General features: G+C 37.5%; 19 protein-coding genes and 1 pseudogene. 6 read left to right on the top strand and 14 right to left on the bottom strand.

The window, feature by feature from the left end:
* The first annotated feature begins 13 nt into the window (after positions 1 to 13).
* The 3 genes from Q0486_RS07810 to Q0486_RS07800 all read left to right on the top strand — a co-directional run bounded on the left by Q0486_RS07810 (position 14) and on the right by Q0486_RS07800 (position 4763).
* The gene (locus Q0486_RS07810; RefSeq protein WP_299231839.1) at positions 14 to 841 is read left to right on the top strand and encodes a nucleotidyl transferase AbiEii/AbiGii toxin family protein; all 828 of its coding nucleotides are present in this window, start codon (positions 14 to 16) and stop codon (positions 839 to 841) included.
* Positions 842 to 964: 123 nt separating this feature from the next.
* Positions 965 to 2782: a DUF262 domain-containing protein gene (locus tag Q0486_RS07805; RefSeq protein WP_299231805.1), complete on the top strand. Its 1818-nt coding sequence runs from the start codon at positions 965 to 967 to the stop codon at positions 2780 to 2782.
* Positions 2775 to 4763 carry a DUF262 domain-containing protein gene (locus tag Q0486_RS07800; RefSeq protein ID WP_299231803.1) on the top strand — a complete coding sequence of 663 codons (1989 nt, stop codon included), beginning with the start codon at positions 2775 to 2777 and terminating at the stop codon, positions 4761 to 4763. Before Q0486_RS07805 ends, Q0486_RS07800 begins: the two co-directional genes overlap by 8 nt.
* A gap of 577 nt (positions 4764 to 5340) precedes the next feature.
* Here Q0486_RS07800 and Q0486_RS07795 read toward each other — a convergent pair.
* A complete protein-coding gene (locus Q0486_RS07795; protein WP_299231801.1) occupies positions 5341 to 7554 on the bottom strand; it encodes a hypothetical protein in 2214 nt (737 codons plus the stop codon).
* 8 nt (positions 7555 to 7562) lie between these two features.
* The gene (locus tag Q0486_RS07790) at positions 7563 to 10211 is read right to left on the bottom strand and encodes a hypothetical protein (protein WP_299231799.1); all 2649 of its coding nucleotides are present in this window, start codon (positions 10209 to 10211) and stop codon (positions 7563 to 7565) included.
* Positions 10212 to 10790: 579 nt separating this feature from the next.
* Between Q0486_RS07790 and Q0486_RS07785 the strand changes: the two genes are divergently transcribed.
* Positions 10791 to 11096 (top strand): helix-turn-helix domain-containing protein, encoded by a 306-nt coding sequence (locus Q0486_RS07785; protein ID WP_004294141.1) that lies wholly within the window; start codon positions 10791 to 10793, stop codon positions 11094 to 11096.
* A gap of 58 nt (positions 11097 to 11154) precedes the next feature.
* On the opposite strand, the gene Q0486_RS07780 is transcribed toward Q0486_RS07785, so the two are convergent.
* The 12 genes and pseudogenes from Q0486_RS07780 to Q0486_RS07725 form a co-directional block, all read right to left on the bottom strand.
* Positions 11155 to 11937: a PRTRC system ThiF family protein gene (locus Q0486_RS07780; RefSeq protein WP_299231796.1), complete on the bottom strand. Its 783-nt coding sequence runs from the start codon at positions 11935 to 11937 to the stop codon at positions 11155 to 11157.
* Positions 11934 to 12635: pseudogene (locus Q0486_RS07775) on the bottom strand (PRTRC system protein B). The gene Q0486_RS07780 and the pseudogene Q0486_RS07775 overlap by 4 nt, the downstream one beginning before the upstream one ends.
* A gap of 5 nt (positions 12636 to 12640) precedes the next feature.
* The gene (locus Q0486_RS07770; protein WP_299231794.1) at positions 12641 to 13750 is read right to left on the bottom strand and encodes a peptidase; all 1110 of its coding nucleotides are present in this window, start codon (positions 13748 to 13750) and stop codon (positions 12641 to 12643) included.
* A 36-nt stretch (positions 13751 to 13786) separates the two neighbouring features.
* The gene (locus Q0486_RS07765; RefSeq protein WP_004326366.1) at positions 13787 to 14008 is read right to left on the bottom strand and encodes a PRTRC system protein C; all 222 of its coding nucleotides are present in this window, start codon (positions 14006 to 14008) and stop codon (positions 13787 to 13789) included.
* Positions 14009 to 14053: 45 nt separating this feature from the next.
* On the bottom strand, positions 14054 to 15094 hold the full coding sequence (locus Q0486_RS07760; protein WP_299231793.1) for a PRTRC system protein E: 1041 nt from the start codon (positions 15092 to 15094) through the stop codon (positions 14054 to 14056).
* Between the two features lie 18 nt (positions 15095 to 15112).
* A complete protein-coding gene (locus Q0486_RS07755) occupies positions 15113 to 15322 on the bottom strand; it encodes a hypothetical protein (protein ID WP_004294135.1) in 210 nt (69 codons plus the stop codon).
* An 18-nt stretch (positions 15323 to 15340) separates the two neighbouring features.
* On the bottom strand, positions 15341 to 15556 hold the full coding sequence (locus Q0486_RS07750) for a hypothetical protein (protein WP_005776832.1): 216 nt from the start codon (positions 15554 to 15556) through the stop codon (positions 15341 to 15343).
* Positions 15557 to 15848: 292 nt separating this feature from the next.
* Positions 15849 to 17618 (bottom strand): DNA topoisomerase, encoded by a 1770-nt coding sequence (locus Q0486_RS07745; protein ID WP_299231790.1) that lies wholly within the window; start codon positions 17616 to 17618, stop codon positions 15849 to 15851.
* A 75-nt stretch (positions 17619 to 17693) separates the two neighbouring features.
* The gene (locus Q0486_RS07740) at positions 17694 to 17954 is read right to left on the bottom strand and encodes a DUF4099 domain-containing protein (protein WP_299231788.1); all 261 of its coding nucleotides are present in this window, start codon (positions 17952 to 17954) and stop codon (positions 17694 to 17696) included.
* 53 nt (positions 17955 to 18007) lie between these two features.
* Entirely contained in the window at positions 18008 to 19825 is a 1818-nt protein-coding gene (locus Q0486_RS07735) for a DUF3945 domain-containing protein (protein WP_299231786.1), read from the bottom strand.
* Positions 19826 to 19927: 102 nt separating this feature from the next.
* Entirely contained in the window at positions 19928 to 20275 is a 348-nt protein-coding gene (locus Q0486_RS07730) for a hypothetical protein (protein ID WP_299231784.1), read from the bottom strand.
* Between the two features lie 116 nt (positions 20276 to 20391).
* Positions 20392 to 22983, bottom strand: a complete 2592-nt coding sequence (locus tag Q0486_RS07725) for a glycoside hydrolase family 2 protein (protein WP_299231782.1) — start codon at positions 22981 to 22983, stop codon at positions 20392 to 20394.
* Between the two features lie 687 nt (positions 22984 to 23670).
* Between Q0486_RS07725 and deoC the strand changes: the two genes are divergently transcribed.
* Both deoC and Q0486_RS07715 read left to right on the top strand, forming a co-directional pair.
* Positions 23671 to 24360 (top strand): deoxyribose-phosphate aldolase, encoded by a 690-nt coding sequence (gene deoC / locus Q0486_RS07720; protein ID WP_299231780.1) that lies wholly within the window; start codon positions 23671 to 23673, stop codon positions 24358 to 24360.
* Positions 24353 to 25870 (top strand): FGGY-family carbohydrate kinase, encoded by a 1518-nt coding sequence (locus Q0486_RS07715; protein WP_299231779.1) that lies wholly within the window; start codon positions 24353 to 24355, stop codon positions 25868 to 25870. The genes deoC and Q0486_RS07715 overlap by 8 nt, the downstream gene beginning before the upstream one ends.
* Positions 25871 to 25873 lie beyond the last annotated feature (3 nt).

Raw genomic sequence — 25873 nt, 5'->3', positions numbered from 1 at the left:
AATTCTTAAGACGATGAAAAATGAAATATTCGACAATATGCTCTCCCGTTATGATCTAACAACGGAGCAAAATAAGCGAAATGCGATATTTGAAGTGAACCAACAAATGATACTTGCAGGTTTGTATGCCGGAGGCTTCTTTGAGTCGGCTGCGTTCTATGGCGGAACTTGCTTGAGAATCTTTTATGGCTTGCAACGTTTCAGTGAGGATATGGATTTCTCACTGCTTGTACAAGATGATAAGTTCGATTTTACGAAATATTTCCCTGCTATCGTTGATGCCTTTGCAATGGTAGGTCGTGAGGTTGAAATAAAGAAAAAAGATAAGAAGAATTTCGGAAAGGTCGAATCAGCATTCCTTAAGGATAATACCGATGTATATGATGTGACTTTCCAGACGGAGAAGTCAATAAAGATAAAGATTGAAGTAGATACTTGTCCACCGTTGAACTTCAAGACGGAACAAAAGCTATTGCTTCAACCACATTCATTTATGACCCGCTGTTTTACACTTCCAGACTTGTTTGCAGGCAAGATGCACGCACTGGTCTATCGTGTGTGGAAGAATAGAGTCAAAGGTCGTGATTGGTACGATTTTGAATGGTATGTACGTCATAATGTTTCGTTAGATTTTACTCATTTGGCAGAACGATGTAAGCAGTTTAACAATGAGAATATTACTCCAGAGTTATTTAAAGAAAAACTCATTGAGCGTCTCTCTACAGCTGATATAAAACAAGTGAAAGAAGATGTATTGCCTTTCGTACGCAATCCAAAAGAACTTGATATTTGGTCAAATGATTATTTCGTGCAGTTGGCAGGGATGGTAAGAATTGGATAATACAACATTAAGCTTTAAGAACTAAGGTATTCTTCTTATATATTCAATCTGGGACTATATAATAAAACGAAATGCAATGAGACATTTTAAAAAACTATTAATAATCAAATTATATTCCGAATTATGAGTATTTGGATAGACAATGACTTATTTGAGCAGATAAAATTATTTATTCTCAGCAATTGGCCTGAGAAATATTTGAAATGCCATTGCCCTGCACGTTCATGGCGTTCTAGTAGATATATCCAAATATCTACTATTTTGAAAGATATGGATATTCATTATGAACTATATCAAGGTAAAGTTCAATTACACTTTGAAGGAAAGTTCAGAAACGAACAATACAAGCCATTTTTAAAGTATCTACGTGAGCAAGTTCATAGCGATGGAGAAATTCAATGGAGAAAATGTCAAGACATGAATCAAGGTCTTTGTGAAGTTAATTATGATATTGTAACAATAGAAGAACTTAAAGAGTGTTTTACTAAGATTATTTCTTTATTCGACCCAATAATAGAGTCATTTGTAAATAGTAATAACCAACTCTTCCCAAACCAAAGAGGACAAGAAGCTATACCTAATCTTGCCTATCAAATAAAAGTTACTTCTGTATCAAAACAGCCAGAAACATCTATCAAGAAGGTGGGGACTATTCCATTTGACAAATTGATCATTCCTCCTTATCAACGTCCATATAAATGGACTGCAAAGAATATAAATCAACTTATCAATGATTTAATATTTTTTCGTGGAAAAGAGCAATATCGTCTTGGAACACTGGTTTTAAATGATAATGAAATAGTTGATGGCCAACAACGTATAGTATCCTTGTGCCTACTCATAAACAAAATGTTAGAGCAGATAGATAGTAAAATAAAAGATAGTAAATATGGTGATATTATCTCTAAGCTATCAAAATTTTCTAAGAATGTAAAGTTTGAAAATAGATACTCTCTGCATAATGTTGTTGAGAACTTACATGTAATGACTACTCGACAAAATGATTTTGATGAGTCATTACTTGATTTTCTTCTGCAAAAATGTGAATTTGTAGTAATAGAATTATCCGATATTTCAGAGGCTTTTCAATTTTTTGATTCGCAAAATGCTCGTGGAAAAGATTTAGAAGTTCATGACTTATTAAAAGCATACCATCTTAGAGAAATAGCAGTGATGTCTGATACTGATTCTTTAAATATAGATATGTGGCAAAAGCAAAAAACTGATTTTCTTAAAGATATATTTTTAACATTATATCGAGCTAAACGATGGTCTTTAGGAAAGAGTGCTCGATACTTCACAAAAAATAATATAGATACTTTTAAAGGTGTCTCTTTAAAGGATGGAAAACGCTATCCATTTTATCAAATGGAAGTTATTGCTCATATCTTTGCTGAGTTGTATGCAAATGATCCAGTAAGATATATTGATCAAAATAAGCTAGAATACCCGTTTAATATAAACAGTCAGATAATTAACGGTAGCAGATTTTTTGATATGGTACGTCACTATATAAAACTATATCATAAAATCCACTCTATCGAATCATATTCAGAAAATGGATTAGCTAAACATATCATTGAACTAATCAATGATTATGAAGGAGCTGGAAGAACTGGAGACAAATATGTAAGGAACATGTTTGACACCTTACTGCTTTACTACATAGATAAATTTGGTTTTGAGGAATTAGATAAGGTAGTACCCAAATTTTTTATTTGGGCTTATACTTTACGACTTGAAAGTCCAGTAGTACAATTAGCATCTACAGATAATTATGCATGTGATAGAGAATCCATGCTAAGAGTTGTACATGATGCCCAAAATCCTTATGATATTATAAATATCAGCCAGGAGAGTCTATCAAGCATTGCTTGTACTAAATGTGAGGCAATTGCGAACATGTTTCAACAGCTTAATAAATTTCACAGCAATGAATAGTCAGGAAATAAAACCCCTAAATATTAAGTCGTTACTTTCAGAAGGACGATATGTTATACCAATTTATCAGAGAAATTACGATTGGGGAGAAAATGAAGCTCTGCAATTAATTGAAGACATTACAGACTATGCTTCGTTTAATAGTAGTAAAAATTACTATATAGGTTCTGTTGTTGTGTTTGTAAGATATAAAGACAGACAGGAATATTTTGAGATTATAGACGGGCAGCAAAGATTGACAACATTAACAATACTACTGAGTTTGCTACGATCTTTTGAGGAATGCAAAGTTCTTGTCAGTTGGTTTGATAAGTCAAATCTATCATATGATCATAGACATGAAGCAGACGAAGCGATTAGACAGTTATCCGAGAATCAGCTATATGATAATTCGGGGGCTAGTAGCATAGCAGAGGTCTACCGCATTATGCAAAAAAATATTCTAAATATTCTTGAAGAAAAGGGTATAAATCTTATAGACTTCGTTAACTATCTTCTATCAAAAGTCATTATAATGAGGATACCTGTACCTCAGGATACTGAGCTAAATCATTATTTTGAAATAATGAATTCAAGAGGTGAACAATTAGAAAAGCATGAAGTCCTAAAAGCAAGTTTAATGAATTGTATAGATAAGAAATATCATTTACTTTTCAATGATATATGGGAAGCATGTTCTGACATGGATACTTATGTGCAGATGAATTTTAAACCACAGCTTAGAACCATTCTATTTTCTAAGAATTGGGTTGATTTGACAGAAAAAAAATTTGATGACATATATATAGATTATATCAACATTGTTGGCTGGGATGATGATAAAGAGGAAACATCAGAATATGTGTCAAGGACTATTGAGAAACTTTTTGAAGATGCGTTAAATAATGTAAAATACACAATACCTGATGATTCTGGAGAGAAAGGGAATGATAGATTTGGATCAATTATCAATTTCCCAAACTTCTTGCTACATACCCTTAAAATCATGTATTTTTTTGATGAGAATGAGTATAAAGATAATATTGATGAAGAAATTAAATTAGATGATAAGCGTTTGATTGATATTTTCTCTACTGTTATTAATTCTTGCAAAGATAAAGCCAGATTTGTCAAGAAGTTTATTATGACACTACTGCAAATGCGCAATCTTTTTGATATGTATATCATTAAAAGGGAATATTATAATTCCAAAGAAAGTTGGAGTTTGAAGTCTCTTAAGAAATACGATAGTAGTAAAACGAATTATATTGGAACTTTTACTGGCAATGACAGTGAAGATGAAATGAGTAAGGATATTAGAATGCTTGAGGCAATGTTTCATGTTTCTGCTCCAACTCAGATTTACAAATATTGGATGAATGCAGTTCTTTTCTACATTTATAAAGAAGAAACAATTAACCTTTCTGATTTCCGTGACTATTTATATAAACTCGCTTGTACTTACATGCTTGACAGGTATTTATGCGAAAAAAAAACAGAATTCGAGGATATAATATACAAGAATGAGGGAAGTGCGGAAAATAATAGTATTTGTTGGGATTTTATTGATAGAGGTTGCGATGTAGAAAACTTTATATTCAATTTCTATGACTACCTGACATGGAAGACAAACCCTAGAAAATATTCTAAATTTGAGTTTTCATATCGAACATCTGTAGAACATTTTTATCCTCAAACGCCAATGACTGGTTATCCAGTATTAGATAAATCAACAGGATTACATAGTTTTGGAAATTTGTGTCTTATTAGCAGAGGTATGAATTCAAAATTCAGTAATAATATGCCTATGGCTAAATATAAAAATTTTGGTAACGAAGATGTCTTGGATGGGTTAAGCTTAAAACTTAAAGAAATGATGGAAATAGTTAAAGATAAGGGAGACTGGTTTACCGATGAAATCAATAAATTTGAGGACGCTGCAAAAAACCGATTACTGCGAGGTATTCAAGCTGGTTGTAAATCAACCATCAAAGTACTTTGATGGAGAAATTCTCCAATTGTTAATCTGTATTTTTAATACAAAATAAGTTAAATACACGTTCGTCCACTTTAATACAGGTGAAAATGGACAAAAAGAAAAGGATGTCAGTGCTCACAGAATAGGAGCTCTGGCATCCCATATTCTTACTCAACATTATTTTTCGTCAATAACATAGGTGTGTAGTGAAAGTTATAAAATTTATTTGAAAACTTGAAAATATATCAATTGATAGAATTTTGTCCCCGATGTTACTTTGGGGACAAAAGTGCGAATGATATAAGTAAAAAGAGAAAATATGATTCTCAAAACAGCTTATTGGGCCTATATTTGATTCGTCTTCTATCAGAAAGCTATGTATTATTTATTTAACTGCTTTTACAGTTTATCGATGCAAGAATATTGTGCTCAGCAAGCTTGGATTTTTATACTGCATTGTCCACCTCGCATTGCATCATAATTTTTGTGATTTCTTTTCGTGTCATCATAAATCTTGTTTTAATGGGCACCAAGTTATATAACAATGAAATTACGAGAATACATGATTTTTATTGAGGCTTAATTAAGAATAATAAAACGATCAAGGAGAAGATGTAATCTGGTAACTTTTAAATTTAGCATTTATGCTTTCTCGCCCTATTTTCTGAAGAAATGATTCTACATAAGATTTAGGAGTACCTTTTTTTATTAAACTTAATCGAACAAGCTCGTATTCATTAATAAGTGACGTGCCAACTGAGCCTTTTATGTCTGTATTAATTGAAGCTGAAATATTGGTATTATTTGATAGATGGGATGTAGGAATTTCATTATACTTGTCAAAAAAACCAATCAATAAATTGGATGTAGGACAGGTCTCAATATGTATATTTCTTTTGCGTATTTGATTGAGAATTTTATTTTGGACTTTTTTTAATATTTCTCTTATAACGAAATCTTTAGGTATTTGCCAAGTAATAATTTCATTTTGTCTAAATATAACATCTGTATAATATCGTTTGCTATCTAAATTTGTAGGATCGTTAAACAATTCATGATATGGATCTGCTGGTAATTGACGTTTGTAAATATACTTATATAACTTAGACACTTCATTTTCTATATTTACTTTTGAAGATTGATTTATTGATAAAGCGAACTCACTTTCTTTATTTAAAAGCCAAACTAAATTATCAAGTAATATACCTTTGGGTAATACCATATTATAGTGACGTTTATTGTAATAATTATCAACGTCAGTGAATAATGATAGGCAATGGCCAAGCCTGTTACCTTTTTCCCAATTTAAGAAAATCAGAATCTCATCAATAGTACGTATTCCATCAATCAGATCAAAAAAATCTTCTCCTGCATGGTAAGTAAGATTATTACATCCCATTTTTCGAATTTTTTCAATGGTTTTTGCAAATACGAATGGCCTGCACAATGTATCAGAACCTGCAAAATCAATACCTGTACATGGTATTTCATTATTGTTCCCACTAAAGTTCCTTATATATAAATATAGCTGTTTATCTATTTGTTTTATTCTTCTTTTTAAGTATTCTTGGGATTTACATTCTATTTTAGAAATAGAGAGCACATAGCTAATATCAATGTTGTTGCTTTGGTATATATTAGTAGATATGTCATTGTATCTTAATAGCGGAGATGTAACACAGTAATGAATTTTTTCAATTACAGTATTGATGAATTTCTTTTCTTCTTCATCATTATCTTTGTTAAATGAATATCCAAAACGTGCTTCAACTGGTATATTTAGTAAAGATGACGTTTGCAACCCATAAAGATCACAGATTTTCTGTATTGGATTGAGACCTTTATACTTGGTTAGGCTTTGAAAATTTTTCAGTCCAATCAGTCCATTATTTAAAATTGCTTCTTTACGAAGATTTATTTTAATGATATTATATAGATAGTAAAATGGATAAATTTTTTTGAGTTCATTATCTTTATTATTTTGGCACATTTTATAAAAAAAATGCTCAGATAATCGTCTCTCGCCCCAAAATAAAGAATACGGAGAATTAATAATATTATTACCTAAATAATTACCTGATATAGCATAATCCCATTTCTTTCCTCCAGGGTAATTTATGTACGGTGATATTATTGTACTTATCCTATCATATACATTATGTACTTGCCTTTTGAAAATAAAAGATGACTCAAATATGCTCATGAGTAAGTTATAATCCAATTCTTCACCTCGAATAAGATATTTAAATAGAACATATCTTATAATAGCCGCTTGAGAAATATATTCCGAATTTTCAGCATCGAAATTGTTCATCCATACAATCCAGGCTAAATCAAAAGCATCATATGATGAGCTCATATGAAAATGTATATCTGCAACTTCAATATTGTTATTTGTTCCAATAGCTAAAGGTGTATCCCAGTGATATGTTATGCTATTGTTGTGTGCTTCGGCGACTCTAGAACATGTAAACAAATCTTCACCAGTATATCGTGTTGTTTCGTTCCATCGTAAAGCATTATCATTCTTAATAAATGGATGATAAAGATCGTCTATATCTAAAAATTCCAAACTCAATGTATGTACCTTTTCAAAAGGATAGATCCATAAATCATCTTCTGATATCTTTTGTAACTCAAAATCTACAAGTTTCTCCATTTCCCTAGATGTAAATGAAGGAAGTTCTTTTGATAGTAATGATACTAATTGAGATCGAAATGCAGATATTGGTTTTTTAGATTCTTTTATACTTAAAAATATATCTGGTGAGATGTCATAAAATAGACATTTTATAATTGCTCTTTGAAAGTCCATAATTATTTTTAATCTTCTTCATCAATATATATATCATTAGCTTTCACCTTTCCAGTCATTATGCTGAAGTTGTCTTTAAATATCGAAACAATTTCTGAACGTTGATAAGATTTTTTATCGTCAGGGAACATTTTATCCCAATCTGATGGAGCAATGCGTGATTCGTATTCCGGGTATCTTTTTCCTAAATCTGTTTGAATGGCTGATTTTTTCTTAGTTTTGAAGTTCAATGCAAAAAAATCCTTGAAAACCGAAAGTACATCATCCTCAGTTGTAGTTGCTGAATCGATACCACTTTCATATATTTCCATAAGCAAAGAGTTTTGTTCTGAGTTTTTAAGCAATTGAATGATAGCTTCAAGAAATACAAATTGTATATAATAAGGCTTACCAGTTCCCACGTTTCGATATGTTCTCATATCTGATTTCATTATTGTAGTATAGAACTGAGACAACAATTTGGAATTGTCTTTTTTGTTATGCATGTTAGTTCTTAAGTTCAGCATAAGTTCAGTCAATGCACTCAGAACTTCACCATTTCTTATTGTTGCATTTGAGGCTAATTTCATTATTCCTTTATTAAGTTCATCTTCGGAATAATCTACAAGTTCTTTATATGTTTTCTTATCTTCATTCTGTTCGTTATCTAATTTTAATTTTACATACTTCATCATATCTCGAAGTAAAGACCATTCATGCTGCAGAGCAAAATTATAGAATCTATCACGGTCTTCAGTATCTTCTTTACCTCTTAAATAAGAAAAACGACTATAAGTGTATTTTAAATTCAAAACATTATAAAATGGTGCCGTTACATCAAAAACAATGTATCCTGTACCTAAATTTACATCTGATAGATGAAAAGGTTCTGAATAATCTCTTCTCATTCGATCTATTTGGTCAGCTTTTCTTCTTGAAATAGGTCGTTTGGTTGTAAGAGCAAAAAACTCAGCTGTACGAAAACGATTTTTAAAAATGGTTTGTTCCTCTTCGTTCATTTCTTCAAACTTATCCATCCCTGTTTTGAGCTCTCTAATTACAAGGTTTGTTAACTTCATAGCATTAATAAGTTTTAGATCTCTGCTCATGCGTCCTTCTACTGTATTGGGTAATAAGTCGTCCGAGTCAAATGTAAAATATGCACCATTTACTAGTTTTTGCAAAACATTTGCCCTTTTAAACCATCCATCACTCTTAAATATTTCACCTCCTTCTTGAGGTTCAGGAAACATTTCTCCATCATGTTCTGTGATTATATCATAATACTCATACAATCTAATGCTATAAAATGATTTAATAAAGAATAGCATCATTCTAAGCTCTTGGTTAACATTACTTTTTTCCAAATGGTGAATAATATAAAATACATCTCCAACAGAAATATTGTAACTATAATTTTGTGGTTTCAGAATATTTGCAATTAAAGAACCATCAGATTTTGCTTCATCTGTTATATATTGAGATAAATATGAAACAACCATTTTGTTTATTATTGTAGCATCATCTGTGGTTGTTAAGAGATTAGCATATTTTTGGTCTTCTTTATTTAATTGATGAATCCAATTTTGGAAGAAGTACGCTTTAAATACATGCTTATTTTTTTCTGACTCGTTATTGTTTACAAAATCTTCCATACTGATAAGCATACCAAGTAAATGTCTTAAAGAACGAAGATTGTTGGGTACAATAGGAGATACACCACCTTTACTATTATAGAATAAATATCTAGTTTTGATATAAATTAAATGAGTGATAGCCTCTTTTATTGAGTTATAGTGTTTAGGGTGTTCATCTTGATGTGATTCGTAAATATCAAGTTGCTTGTTACATATATCATATACTTTTGGCATTATAATACGGTTTCCAACTGGTATAAGCTTGGTGACATACATTGAAGCCATATTATTAGAGTCAAATACAGATTGATTCACTGCTTTCTTTTGTAGATAATTAGAAATAACATCTATTAGTTGGTCTACATTAAGCGAAAGCATAAGTAGACATTGATTACTTAAGAAGTATTTACGAATCTGCTCTGTCATCTCATAAGCACCCTCAATATTCAAATCTATGTCATCTATGGAAATAACAAATACACTTTTTTTGTAAAAATTAAGGAATTCTTTTATTAAAATCCGAATACTTTCTTTGAGATCTTCTGCAGCAGCTAATGAATTAAGATCCTCCATAGGATCATATATTCTTTCACGTGGTTGTTTCAACTGGCTCAAACAATATTTAGCCCTTTGAAAACTTTGAGCTAAACTTTCAACTTCTTTTATTTGATTTAAATCTTCTCCGTTTCCTATATTATAGCTTTTTTCAAAAGCTCGATACATTTGTCCAAGCATTAACTGAATGATATTATGTTCTTCATCAAAAAAAGCAGGATCTATGATAGGTAATTTGTAAAATGAGTATTCATTAAATTCTTTATCTAATTGTTCACGTACTGATAACATACATGAAGTCTTACCTTCTCCTCTTTCTCCGCAAAATGTAACTATATTTAGAGTGTTCTCACTTGGATGACTCAATAAATCTTTTATTAGTTTAAAAGCCTTTGTATATTGTTCTGCAAAAATAGAATCTTTGTTACCATCCTTTTCAATAACTATTCCATTTTCTTCACCTTTAAAAAAACGAATATTTGACATAAAACAATGAAAAATTAATAATGACTAATTATTCTAACTGATTATTAGGCGTATAGCAATTTGGTTTTTAATCCATGATGCTCTTTTGTTGCCTTAACTATAATTCTGAGCCTTAAAATTACGTATATTTATTATGTAAACGATGATTTTAAAAGAAATTTGTTTAGCGATAAGGAAATATGTTTTATAATAATCTATTTAGTTGGATTTATATGTAACAGTATTTTTCTTTATAAATGTCAACTATATATTTATTAGGATATATTTGTTTTTAATTATGTACTGTGAAATAATTCTCATATTTATTCTCGCCTTTAGAATAGAAAGGTCAGTTCTATAGTTATGATAAGTAGTTGTTATAGAAATGTAAACTTGGTAATAGCCATGCTTTAAATGGTTTACACTTTCCGTTTACAGCAGAAAATCAAGATGCTAATTTATATGTCTGATTAACAGGAGTATACAAAATGTTTTTATTTTCTTTATCTGTTTGGCATGTTATTCTCACTATTATGAGTATATACTCTTAGAGTGCGCACAACGGGAGTATCGATTTATTCACTTAATAACATTGGAATTATGTCATATATAGATAATGAGATACTCGAAAGACTTATAGGAACCATGGTAGAGGGATTTGCCCGCATTGAAAAGAAACTGGACCAGATGAACCGTTTGAAAGAATGTATGAACGGAGACAGACTGCTTGATAATGTGGATTTGGCAGAACTCCTTGGTGTGTCACAAAGAACTTTGGCACGTTATCGGCAAGAGGGCAAGATTAAATATTACTCGGTGGAAAAGAATGGAAAATCATTCTATCTTGCCTCAGAGATACAGAGTTTCCTGCTTCAGCGTGGTAAGAACGTAGTAAATAATAAATAGCAAATAGACTAAGTGACCGTATTCTGATGGAAAGATGATACATACGGTCACTTATGCATTATACCGGGATTGCGGTCATTTTCAATGTATCCAGATTGACATAGACACCGCGATACAGTGTCTTTCCTTCCTTGAACATTTTCCAGAGCAGATCACATCCGATATGTGCCAGTGTGGAGTTAATGAACAGATCCTGTTTTTCCAGGGCTTCTGCCAGTGAACAGCTCGGCCCCGATTCCTTTTCCTTGATTTTTGCATAGTCCACTTCCTCAGTGATGACATTCATTTTAGGCATGGGAATATATTCCTGTGAAGAAGGTTGGAGAACTTTCTCACGTACCGTCCCGATAATGACCTGTCCTTTTGTCTGGCTGTTCCCGAAATCCATCCAGTATATGGGAGCCGAATGGTCACTGAAGTTTTCTTTGCGGACTTTCTTCAGGAACTTCCAAAGCGTAAGACGTGAACGTATATTATCCGTACAAGTTATGATGATATTGGCTGTGCTATTGTCAGAAAAGTTCCTGGTGGGGAAGCATTGCGGTTCGGCAGTCCATGCGTATCCGAAGAAACGGTTGATACGTGTGACAAGTGATACTGCCTTGTTCAGTCCAAGTTCCGTCTCACTGAAAAGCTGGCGTCCTATATTGGCCTGGCTTACTGTGTCGGGATCGAATACGGTGACATGTAGTCCGGGATGCCCCAATGCCTGAAGTGCCATGCTCATACGTGCCAGATTGGTTATCACTTGTGAGCCGGTACCTCCGGCTCCGATGACAAACACCGTTACCGGATGACGCGGATTGAGCAGGTAGCGGTCGGTAAAATGTATCTTTTTCATGGAAGTATGTCTTTAAGTTTTTTATTCATGGGCTTGAGTTCGTTCATATCGAACGGATTGTTTCTTATGTTCTCGGTGACGATGACAAGATTTGAAACGGTAGGATTGACATTTCCTCCAAGATGGGAGAATTCAGTCAGCCAGAACCGTTTTTCTCAGTATTCCAGCAGGGAAAGGAAAGTCGGGTTCTGTTGCTTTTCCAGAGAACTGCTGCCAAGGCAGACACTTGATCCGGTCACGTTGAAGAACGGGGCACGGAACAGCGGAGTCGTCTCCACCGGACGTTTCCCCTTGAAGGCAAATACGTCCATGCTTCCGTTTCTTACATGGTAGACAATTCCCGGCAGATTGAACATGCCGTCCTGTATATTGAGATCCTTGTGAAAGAACATCTGTCTCTTTCCGGGCGGATTGTACCAGATATATTCTTCTTGTCCTTTTCTCGGATTGCAGGCCAGCATGTTTTCGGGGATTCTGCCTGCCGGTATTCCGCTCATTTCCTCCGTATAGGATTCCAGCAGGGTATTCATGAATTCGTATGTGACGGGGATACCTGCCCCCATCTGTCCGTTTTTTCCGATGGGACGCAATTCTATGAAGTACCTGGTATCAAAATTTCTTCTGTCTTCATATTTGTAGGCTATGATAGCCGCCTTCGGTACCATCATTTTCTGTATGTTTTTTGTCAGTTCATTCATTATGTTTATAAATTATAGGTAACATGTTCTACAAATTTCTCAAACCATCTGGAGAAACGTTCCGGGTAGCTGTCCGGCTTGAAAAGCTCCTCTGTTTCCGGTGTGATGAAGATAAAGGATACGGGAGTCTGGTTATATGTCTCCTGACAGTCAGTACTGAAACAGCTTTCCATGTCTTTGGTAACCGTATCTGTAATGGAATATGTAAGCAGAATCTGATATTCGAGCGGTGGCGGTTCGAAATCCCTTTCCTTTTCACTTGCAAAATCATAGTCATAATTTAAGATATGAGGACTGTCCTTTGCAATTAGGGACAGCCCTTCGGTAATCAGTTCCATAAGTCTTCTTTCTTTGTCGCTGGAAGGATTACAGTTGCGGATATGTTCTTCCAGATTCCTACAGAAAGCCCTGGAGTGCATCCGGCACAGTTTCCTGTGGATTCTCCCTTTCTCATATGACCTGAAAAGCTTTTCCTTTCTGTACAAATCCTTTTTCTCTTCCTCATCGAGCTGTTCAAAGTCCACATAATCGATACAGACTTCCGACATCTCAAAATAAGGGGTATCGGTTATATCCATCATCCTGTGATACTTGATGAACCGTCTGATGAACTCCAGTGCGATCCTTTTGATTTCACCTTTCAGTCTTTCCGTAAAATCTATCGGTATCAGAAACAGGGTGTAATCAGGCCATTCATGAAAATGGTAGATACAGAACTGGAGCCTGTCACCGACAAGTTCCAGATTTACATGATGAGATACTATGGAGTCCAGCGCATTATATAGCAGGCATATTTTTTCTCTTATGGAAGTCCTGCCTGTAGGATGGTATGGCAGCTCCACATCCAGGAGCTGCGCATACTTCATGGCTGAACGGTACAGGAAATCAAGATTCTCTTTGGTGGTGACATTTACCGTTACATCCCTGTCATTCTCCACATACAGGTCGGGAGCGATGGAAGGTATTCTCGTGTTCAGAAAACCATGAGGCTTTCTGCTGGAGGGAGTTTTCTTTTCTTTCTGTTCCTGATGCCCCGGCTTATGTCCGTATTTTCGAGTTCCGATATGATAAGTCTGGCTAAATTTCCCAAAGCCCGTTCCGTAAGTTGTGTACATGGTTTCTTGTCTTTACGTTGTCCTTTTTTCATGTTCTTACCCTTTTACTCCGATAGTGGTCTTGAATTCATATACCGCCCGGTCGTCTTCGATCTCAGGCCCGTGTACGGTCGCGGTGGTCAGTTCCGGATAATTCATGGAATAGAAGTCCATCACTTCAGCCGGAGACATGTTTACGTTCGGATCGTCCAGTACGATTTCCTGACTGTTCTTCTTCATCTTGAATACTCTTTTCATTCCTTTAATTTCCAGTGCCATATTGTTTATTGGTTATTGGTTTTACAAATCATTTATTTTTATATATCAGCAGTATACCATTTCTACCTGTGCCTCGTCCTTCATACGGTACTCAGCCGGAAAATCCGGATATTCCGCATACGGGTCCTCTCTTAGAAGTTCCCTGTCATTCTCGTCTTCCGGATCGAAGCAGAATGTATCATGGGCTGTCGGTGCAGTCTGGTATTCCCGTCCGTTTCCGTTCTGTATATGGCCGTTTGTCGGCTGCCGTACCTGTTGTGGTGGATAAGGAGCCGCCTCAGGCTGGTAAGCCGGCTGCTGCGGATAGGGCTGCATTGTAGCTCCTTGTGGCATACCTGTTCCTTGCATTACGGGGCGGTTTGGAGCAGGTTGGATATATGCTCCGTTCGTTCCATATACCGGTTGAGGCATTCCCTGTGGAATCTGTTGTGGAGCAGGCTGCATGACAGGTTCAGGATTCATAATATGGGTCTGCTGCTCCGGGAATATGCTTGTTTGCATACCGGGCTGTGGCTGACCGTTTATGCTGCCTTGTGGTTGTGGAATTACCGGTGCCGGTTCCTCTGCCATACCGAACAGACTTTCTGCACTGGCCTGTTTCTGTACTTCCTGCATCTTTTCGTCAATCTCCTTCTGTTTTTCTGAAGGAGCCAGTACCCGTGCCTGTTTCAGCCATGTCATTGCTTCGGAGAACCTTTTTGCGGCAGTTGCATCATCAGCCTTCTTGAGGAGCTTTTCCATCTTTTCCCGTTTTTCCCTGGCTTCCTTTGATTCGGTCGGTACTGTTGGAGCCTTGGATGATTTGGCCTGTGCCGTTGCCTTTTCTGCCTGTTTCTCGAAATTTTCCGCATTGACAAGCAGTCCCTGTACCTTCTGTATCGGTTGTAGTATCGTCTGCAGGAAGCCCATATCCAGTTCTGCCGGTGTTCCGTTTACGACCAGCGGCACCATGTTCTGCCGTGTATCCTCTTTCAGGCTGTTCCGCCTTGGTATGACTGCTACGCTCAGGCTGTTGTCCACTTTACGGATATTGATATTCAGATCCGTACCTGCTGTAATCATCTGATAAATTGATTGAAAAAACATAATTGAAAAATTTTATGGTTATACATAAGTTTCCTTGAAGAATTCTTTCAGGACATTCTCTCTGTCCGGATTGCTGGAAATATCACGTAGCGATTCCAGATAGTAGCCGATGTTTTTAGGCTCATCAACTGTATTGGGCAGACGTCTTTTGACCGGTCTGATATGTTCACTCTGTGGCCATACAGCCGGCATGACAGGAGCAGAAGATATACATGTACTTGTTTTCATATCTGTTGGTTTTATTGGTTAGAAAAACAGGAGTCCGACAATGAAAAAGATAAATGCTATCCTGACAATCAGTAGAAGAGCTCTGAAAAGAAATCCTATGATTCCTCCGGTGAGCAGGAGCATTGCAATAATACCGGTAGGCATGATACCTTTGTCTGTCAGCATAAGTATTCCGATAACCAGTACCAGGGTTACCGCATGCTTGCTGATACTTTCGATAATCTGTAGTTTCATAATCCTTAATTTTATGAATGAATAATCCCATCGGGATGTGTTTTCCCGATTTTATAGGCCTCCGGCCTCTTGGATTGCCTTTTTGCGCAAGGCCTGGCAGGAAAAAATACCGGAGCGTAGCGAGGATGATTTTTTCCTGTCCAGCCAAGCCCTTGAGGGCAGCCTTGCGGCAAAAGGTAGGCAATCCAAGACCTTTGCCGCTTAAAAGCGGAAAAACAGATTCTTTTCTGTACGGTTACAAAAAAATGCAGACCTTCCGGCCTGCATTCTCCTGGTTGCTTAGGTATAGATGTTATTCTTCTTTTGTGGAATAGGTATTGAAAATGTCATCAGTCATTTCCTTGGTGAGAGTCCTGATCCTGTTCAGGAAGTCCTGTCCGGTTATCATTCCGCTTTCAAGTCCGGTCAGCTGTTTTTCCCAGTCTGCGGTGAGTGAAGTATCCGCAATTCTCTTTCCACGGATGGTTTCGTAGGTGAACATACCTTTCGGGGTCGGAACAATATATTTCCCTGAATAACGGATATACTTACGGTTAACCAGTGTACGGATGATATTGGTACGTGAGGATACCGTGCCCAGTCCGTTCAGCTCCATGTATTCCACCAGTTCTGCATCCGTGAACGGATCTACCGGCAGCTCTTTTTTGTGTACCATGTTGCATCCGCATACATTCAGGCTATCACCTTTCTCCACTTCGGGGAGTTCATTTACGGAATATCCCGATGTCGGGATCATGTCGGAACGCATGAACACATCATGCCAGCCAGTTTCAATAATTCTTATTTGTTCGGCCTTGAAATGCTGTGCGGCACAAACCGCTTCAACATTTGTCGTTTCTATGCGGCATGGAGCCATGAATGTTTCAAGCATCCTTCCGGCTACAAGTCTGTAAACCTGCATTTCCTTTTCGGACAGATTTCCGGGACGGATACCTGTAATGATGATGGCATGATGTACATTGGCTTTTTCTGCGCTTATTACTTGGCGGGACAAATTGGATATGTCAATACCTCCAGTTCCTTTAGCTGCAGGGAACAGCTCCCATGATAGCAGACGCGCCATGATTGGTGGAAGCGAGTCAAACACATCCTCCGTCAGATAACGGCTGGAAGTCCTTGGATAGGAAATCAGTTTCTTTTCATAAAGGGACTGTGCGATGTCATACACCTCTGATGCGGTATAACCATAGCGGATGTTCGCTTCCTTCTGAAGTTGTGTCAGGTCAAGCAGATCCGGTGGAAGTATTTCCTTAACGCTGTGGCTGATACCTGTAATCTGTGCCTGATGTGACAGCTTGCAGTCCTGGAAAAACATTGTAGCGGATTCTTTGTCGGGAAGATCCTGTGTGCGGCGCATCTTGAAAAGGATGCCGTCCTTTTGCAGGCTGATGTAGATGGGCCAGCTGTCCGATGAAATATGGTTCTCCCTTTCACGGTAGCGTCTGCTGATGGCAGCCAGTACCGGTGTCTGCACCCGTCCGAGGGAATTGTTGCCGAGTCCCGTCGCCTTACACATGGCATAGCTGGCGTTGATTCCGAGAATCCAGTCCGCCTTGTTGCGGCTGTCGGCAGCAAGGAACAGGCTGTCGTAACAACTGTCCGGTTTTAGATTTTCCATGCCTTGACGTACAGACTCGTCAGTAAGAGAGGAAATCCACAGACGGAAGCAAGGCTGTGTACAGTTCAGGTATTGATAGACATAGCGGAATGTCATTTCCCCGTCACGGCTGGCATCGGTAGCCGCAATGATGGTGTCACATGCCTGAAACACCCTCTCGATTACTTTAAGCTGGAGCACGGCATCAATCTCCGGTATCCATCCGTTCTCGGTGCGTGTATGACGTACCATCAGTTCAAATTCGGACGGGATGAAAGGAAAATCATTCCGTTCCAATTTTTGAGTTCCGTAGTCCTTCGGCATGGCCAGTGACAGCATGTTCCCGAAAGTCCACGTAACCATGTAGCCGTTTCCTTCCACATATCCGTTTCTTACTCTGGTTGCACCGATGATTCTTCCGATTTCTTTTCCTACACTTGGCTTGTCTGTTAATATGGCAATCATGATAAATTCTGTTTTTATATCTTTCCATACGGTAAGTCCGTATGGAAAGAGAGATGATACATTATGGATTCTTATTTATTCACCTGAAGGGTTGATACCGTTTACGCTGATGACCGGATTTCCATTCTCGTCTTCAATCAGACTGAGTGTGGCATCCATGGTCAGTGAAAATACAGGAGTCTTGATTTTAATGGACATGACATTGGTTTCCTTTCCCTGAAGGAGCAGGTCCATGTTTCCGTCCTTTTCAATTTGCAATCTGCTGATACCTACCGATTCCAGTTTCTCCCAGTCGATTTGTTCAGCCTTGTAGATATGATGATTGGTCTTGTTCATGTTCTTTCCTTTTTTAGTAATTGATGATTTGAATGATTTGAATCCCGTTCAGGTCAGACAGCCTGTTTTGCTCCCTTCTTCTGTTCCTGCTGCTGGGTATTGTCAGTCTGTGAAGCACGCTGTGAGGTATTGCGGCGTACATCCGGATTTTCCTGGAAATATTGCAGCTGTCCGGTGTTTGCGTTTACTTTCAGATAGGAATCGAACGGTTTGCCGTTGGGACCTTTCATACCCGTTACAAGGATGGCCTTTCCGTCCTGAAGATTTGCTCTTTCCTGTGCCGAAAGCAGGTGTCCGTAAACCTCAGCCGGGATGGTAGGTGCCTGTCGTTCGTTGAAACCGTCCGGAGTTCTGGAATACTGTGGTCTTCCGCTTGCCAGGTCCAGCTTGACGAATGACGAGAATTCCTCACCTTTACGGTTGATCATGTTCTCAAGATAGATGGGCTGCCCTTTGCGTAACGCTTCCTTGTCTTCCGGTGTGAGTTGTACCGAACAGATTTCCTTCGGTATGTAGATTTCTCCCGTTTCCGGATTGTGGCGTGTATATTGGAGACCGCCTGTTACCTTATCCATGGTAACGAAGGAGGAAAACAGTTCGCCGTTCTTTCGTTTCATATCCTCTACAAGGATGGTGTGGCCTTCGTTTAACGCTTTGAGCTGCATGGGGGAAAGCGGTACACCGCCAAGCGTCTGCTGGTTGAAAGCCTGGTCTTTCGGGAAAATAAATTCGATGCCTCTTCTTTCCGCATTGTATTGCAGATTGGCATTGAATTCCTTGCCTTGATTGGATTTCATGCCATCCACGAATATCTGTTCACCGTTTTTCAGTTTCTGAATTTCATCCGGAGTCAAAGTCACACCTTTGATTTCATTCGGAATATAGACATGCTCCTGTCGTACGGCTACCAGTTCGTTGGTATTCTTGTCGATGGAAATCAGACACGGCTCTGTCGTGTTGCCACGTAGGTTAAGGTCAGCCACGCGTCCCATGTTCCCGCTTTCACGCAGGTTCTTCTTGTCCTCTTCCGTGAAGATATGCCCGAAATAAGGACGGTCCAGTTCAGGTTCCTTTCTGATACCGTGGATACCCAGCATAACCTGCCCACCGTTGGATATGAATGAAAGGCGTGCATCAAGCTTTGCGGTCAGTACCCCAGGAATGTTGAGCGTCAGCGGCATAGTTCTGTTGGTCTTGTATCCTTTCAGCATGCTGTCAAGCTGTCCGGACTGCTCCAGCATTTCTTTGGATATACCGAACTTGCCCAATTCCTCCCAGTTGATCATGTTCTCGTTGTAGCGGTAAGTTGGTGTCTGCTGGCCTTGCGGTTCCTGCTGTTCGCGCCCCTGTGCGGCAGCTTCCACCTGTGATACCTGTTCAGGCTGAGCCTGCGTTGTCTGTTCCTGCTTCTTTGCCATTGTTGTTTCCTCCTCTTTTATTTGACTGTTTTTCTGATTGTTTGCCTTCGGTACGATTTCATAGCGTTTCAGAAATTCCTTTACCGAGTCTGTTTTCTTGCCTTCAGCCAGGTCCTTGAGAGCCTGTTTGTTCTGCTTGTAATCGTTGAAGGTCATGCGGATAAGCCTGAAATGCGTAGGCTCCTTCAGCTGGCTCCAAAAATTCTTGATGAAGTTTTCGAGAATACTCGAATTCTTGTCGAATTTCAAAAATGAGTTCTCGTTCTTCTCCTCCAGTGCAACCGTCTGATAATTGCCTTTCTCGTCCGCCTTGCTGATTACTCCCAAAACACCCTTTGGGTCATTCTTGTTATGTACCAGCAGAAGTTCGTCAATTTGTTCCACATAAGGCTTTTCCGGTTTCTTTGTCCGGCTTTGCCTTTTTTCCTTGTCAGGACTGTTTTCTTGTGCCATAATCTTTTGTTTTGAGTGACTACTTGATTTGTTTCACAGTCCAAATGTAAGATGATAAATTGAGTAAACATTTGATTTACAAACGGATGGCGTTAGATATCATCAGGTGTCATCAGATGTCATATCGGAGATAGGAAAGAACGTAGAAACAGCAGAAAAAAAGGATGAAAAGAAATAGGAAGAGTTGGAATAAAAGCATAGCGAAGCCACCAGACTATGCAGATCGGAGGGAGTTGAAATCCCTGTCTTATTTCGGGATTTGATAAGCAGTCTATGTTTTGTTATTTGGGAAGGTGGATTTTTACAGTATTTATGAGGCCATATATAGAATATAAGGATAGCCGCCTTTGATTTACGGCTATGCGTCACGTCGGTCGCAGTTAATCCCTGTAATCTTTCCTTTAATTCTAATCCGTTTGCCGCCGCATTCTTTTTCAGGTGAATTTTCATGGCGTTAGCCATAAAGAAAATTCTCCTGAAAAAAGGAATAAATGCGGCTGGCAAAGCAGGATTGGAATTTATCTTTGATGGAAGGGATAGCTGTTTATTTCTAGGCGTTTATAGTGTTAATAATTATAACTGTCTATTAATGATTTTATCTCCAGCAGATTGTTCAGTTCGTTTTGAGAAATGTTTGTTTTGACTGTTATTTTTGTCATTCTGTTGGGTAATAAGTCAAAATAATTATCCTCAAAAAAGTGTTCCTTACCTGGTATTGATAGAAATACCCCTCTTGCAAATTTGTTCGATTTAATGGATATGATATATCCGTCCTTAGTTCTTTTAGCTGTCCAGTCTATATCCACTTTTTTCAGATTTAAATCTTTTTGTTCTACAGCATATACGATATTGGAGTATGTTTTCTCCGGTGTGGAGAACTCTGCAAGAATAATGACATCCTGTTTGGAATTTTTATCCAATAAATCATTTATATTCTTTTTAAGGATTAGTTTGGAACCATTTTTAGGAGTACTTATGTACTTAGAACTGTTTCTGATAATATTCCCGTCCATGTCCATGACTTTTAGTGAGAACCTTCCCTTTACAGATTCCAGTAAGTCAGAAACGATATGTACAGTAAGGTTATCTTCGCTTATGATAGGAGATACCAGAATCATGTCATAGGCCTTTCTTGCGAAATAATGCTGTGCTTTCCAACGTCCGTAGTAGTCTCTGCCTGACCATGAAGCTACAGGCCAGCAGTCATTATGCTGCCAAAATAATGACCCCATGCAGTAAGGCATATCTCTTCTATGGGCTTCCATAGCTGTTTTTATAGCATCACCCTGAAGAATCGAACCAACATATAGAAAACTTTCGAAGTCTTTAGGTGCATTATAATATTTCAGTATATATTCCTTTATCTTACTATTTGCGTTTGTTCCTCCACGCTGATGCGACATCATCACTTCCGATTCTATGCTGTGGTCTTCTTTTAATGGTGCATACTCCATTACGGATTCAAATTCAGGAAATGATTGGAATCCGTACTCCGAGAAGAAACGGCTACGTTCTGTATTATATTGGGAAATCGGATGATTGCCATGCCATACACCCCAATAATGTGAGTCTCCGTTTATTCCGTCAGATCTTTTGTCCGGATAAGCCAATGGTGATGAGCCTCTGTATCCTATACCTCCTCCATATTCTTCTACTACCTTAGGCAGTACATTGAAATATAGGTTGTACAGATCATTCCATAATTTCCCGGAGTAACCGTTTCCCATGGATTCGTATTCCTTTTTCCAGCCCCATCCGTACCATGCGTCTATTATCTCATTGTTGCCGCACCATAGGGCAATGCTGGGATGATTCCTTAAACGTCTTACATTGTATATGGCTTCCTGCCTTACGTTTTCAATAAATGCTTCATCGGAAGGGTAGAGGGCACAGGCAAACATAAAATCCTGCCATACCAATATACCGTGCTTGTCGCAGAAATCATAAAATGAATCGTCTTCATAGATTCCTCCACCCCAGACACGGAGCATATTCATATTGGCGTTCTTTGCATCCAATATTTCTTTCTCGTATTTTTCTTTCGTGATTCTTGGCAGAAAACTGTCGCCGGGTATATAGTTGGCCCCTTTCATGAAAACAGGTACTCCATTCAGCTCAAAGTACAGTGACGTACCAAACTTGTCTTTTCGGGCTATCATATTCAGCGAACGTATGCCTATGTTATGGCTTACACTGTCTGAAACATTGTTTCCCAGTGTCACGGAAGTGTCGAACTTATACAAATATGCTTCACCGAGACCGTTCGTCCACCAAAGTTTAGGATTCTCTATCCTGTAATCAAGAGAGAACCTGTTAAGCCCTTTTTTGAGGTCTACAATTTTTTTTGCCATGACAATTCCATCTGCCTTTATGGATATATCTGCTCCGTAAAAATCTTCTGTAGATAGAATATCTACAGTTGTAGAAATGTCTGCACATTCCGATGTTACGTTTTTCTGTATAATATGTACATCTTCAACCTTTATATCATTCCATGCTTCAAGGTATATGGGACGCCATATCCCCGAAGTAACTAGGCGAGGTCCCCAGTCCCAACCGTAATGATATCCTGCCTTTCTGGCAAATATTCCTATTTTCCTGTTCAGAAGACCTCCGTTCTCGGACTGATCATTGTCAGACCTGAGCTGGTATGGAAGTGATTCCCACTTTGGCATATCAATTTTTATAGGAGAATGGAAATATACTCTCAGTTTGTTTTCACCGTTTTTTAATAATCCTTTTACGTCAGCAGTCCATTCACGAAACATATTATTTGTTGAAAGTATTAAAGAATCGTTTAAGAATACATCAGCGTATGTGTCCAGTCCTTTAAAAACAAGTCTTTGCATATCTTTGTCAATGACTTCATCTTCTCCGATAATAGTTGTTTCATAAATCCAGTCTTCTTTGTCAATCCATTGAACGGTTCGTTCGTTCAGTCTGTAGAATGGATCATCAATAATACCATTTGCCATCAGGTCTGTATGTACTACACCCGGAACGGTAGCCTTATACCATTTGTTAAGTCTTGCTTGTTTGAATACCCAGTTCTCACAAATGTTTCTCCTGTATAATCCAGCCATGGCTGTGTTACAGAATAGAATTGACAAAATAATAATACACAGATAGATTGCTTTTCTTTTTAATGTATAGCTCATATATTTTAGTATTAAGTTTTAAACAAAACTACTCTCATAGCTGAATATTAAATGTAAAATTTCTACCATTATATTGTAATATATTATCAAATCGGTCCTATGTTAAGGATGTAATCACTTGGTTCGGCAAAACGGTTCAAAATTGAAAGATATTGGTAGAAAATAAAAAATGTGATTAAGGTTTATCAGTTACATTTGTTCCATAAAAAATAAGGTTATTAATTGAATAGGTTGAGATGTTTAGGCTCATAGATGTTTATTCGTAAAGGTAAAAAGTTGTTGGAAATATTTATTGAAGAGGAATTGGATATATATCCTTTCCTCTTTTGATGTTAGGAGCTATTTATCTATGATATGGTTGTTAATTTGAATTATAAGTAAAAAAACTACCATATAATTTGTATTATATTACCAAAATGTCGCATAAAAACCAATTTTAATATATCGGTTGAATATTGAAAGAGTTTGGTAGAAAATAAAAAAAAATATTTTGCTGTAACTTCTACATTTGCATCAAATACATAATATAAGATTTTGTGAGAGCATTTTTTAGAAGTGTTTAAATTCATAGACGTTTGTTCTTATTGGGTAAAAATTGTTACAGGAAACATAGGAAGAAGGGGGGATTATACCTCTTCTTCTCTATTAAATAGAGAAAATCTAATATCCATTATTAAATATAGAATTATGACTAAGTTAAAATCATCAGAACTAGCTCGTCTGATAGATATCAGTGCAGTACGGGCTGAATCAACATTGGTAGAAGTCAATCAGATAGTTGATATTGCCAAGAAGTATAATTTCATTTGTGTTTTCTCTATGCCTTCTATGTTGCCTTACGTATTTTCTGGCCTTGAAGGTTCGGAAAGTGTTGGAGTTGGAGGTATAGTAGGATTTCCTTCAGGTGGTGATACTACAGAAAGTAAAGTATGGCAGGCTGCAGAATTGAAAAATAAAGGCTGTACTGAAATAGATATGGTGATGAATATCGGAAAACTTAAATCAGGATTATATGATGATGTTCTTGAAGATATAAAGAGTGTAAAGAGTGCTGTCAGTCCATTACCTCTAAAGGTAATAATTGAAGCTGCATTGCTGACTGACGAGGAGATAGCAAAAGCTTCATCATTGGTTCTTGAAGGTGGTGCTGATTTTGTTAAGACTGGAACTGGATGGGCAGGAGCTACAAATATGCATCATATTGAAATCATAAAACGTACAGTAGGGGACCGTATAAAACTGAAGGTAGCTGGAGGAGTCCGTACTCTTGAAACTCTAGAGGAAATGTATAATGCAGGAGTTTCACGTTTTGGAATCGGCTACAAGTCTGCTTTGAGTATTATTCAAGAATGTGTCAATAGAGAAAATAATGAATGATGTAGTAATAGCATACGATTTAGGAACTGGTGGTATAAAGTCATCTGTTGTAACAGTAGATGGCAGGATTCTATGTTCCGAATTTGTGGCATATGATACTTATTATCAGTCTGGAGGTATCCAGGAGCAAGCTCCTGAAGATTGGTGGAATGCGCTTGTAGAGTCTACTCACAGGCTTTTGGCTTCCGATAAGCTATTGCCTGATGATATAAGGGCTGTGGCTATTTCCGGTCATAGTCTTGGGGTTATTCCTATAGGTTCAGATGGTAGCTTGTTGAGGGAAAAGACTCCTATTTGGTCTGATATGAGAGCTGTTAAAGAGGCCGAAGAATTTTTCTGTAAGGTAGACTATCGTTCCTGGTATGAGGAAACAGGCAATGGTTTTCCTGCTGCATGCTACTCATTATTCAAGATTATGTGGTATAAGAATAATGAGCCGAAAATGTATAACAGGATAGATAAGGTTATCGGTACAAAGGATTATTGTAATTATCGTTTTACCGGACGTCTGTGTACAGATTATTCATATGCTTCCGGTTGTGGCGCATTTTCTTTACATAAATGGGACTATGTAGGAGAATATATGGATGCAGCAGGTGTATCAAGAAATATCTTTCCGGAAATAATCCCATCAGATGCCATTGTTGGCGATATAACCTATGAAGCATCAATGGAAACAGGAATTCCTACGGGTGTGAAAGTTATTTGCGGAGGTGTAGATAATTCCTGTATGGCTCTGGGAGCTAAAGGAACTGTTAATGGAAGAGTCTATACTTCTTTGGGTTCATCAGCATGGATTGCATTGGTTTCAGATAAGCCTGTTATTGATTTTAAATACAAGCCATATGTTTTTGCCCATGTTATACGTGGTATGTATGCTTCGGCTACATGTATATTTTCTGCAGGTTTAAGTCAACAATGGGTAAGGAAAACGTTCTGTCAGGACCTTCTGGAAAAAGAGCAAAATAATATGATTGACTCCTATCAGGAAATAAACAGACTGGTGGAAAAGTCTGCTCCGGGTGCTAATGGTGTTATTTTTAATCCAAGTATGGCAGGAGGTTCAATGATGGAGCCTACACCTAATATGACAGGTGCTTTTATAGGATTAAAACTCGAACACACCCGTGCGGATATTCTTCGTGCCACACAAGAAGGTATAGCTATGAATTTACGTATGGCTCTTGATGTATTGTGTCGTTATGATGAAGGGATAGAACGAATGTTAATTGTTGGTGGTGGAGCAAAGAGTCCAATATGGATGCAGATTTTTGCAGATGTATATGGTATGGCAATAGAGAAAACCTCTATAGACCAGGAAGCGGCAAGTCTTGGAGCTGCAGCACTGGCATTTAATGGAGTTGGTCTCTGGAATGGTTATGAAAAGATAGATGAACTACATCATATTGAGCAGGTTTATAGTCCTAAAGAAGAGAATAGGAGTGTATATGAATATTCCCAAAAGCGTTTCGAAGAGTTGGTTAACCATATAGCTGAAATGAATAAATAATTA

Source organism: uncultured Bacteroides sp. (genome assembly GCF_937912035.1).
Lineage (GTDB): Bacteria > Bacteroidota > Bacteroidia > Bacteroidales > Bacteroidaceae > Phocaeicola.
The sequence above is the reverse complement of the archived record's forward strand: the minus strand, read 5'-3'. Positions and strand labels throughout refer to the sequence as shown.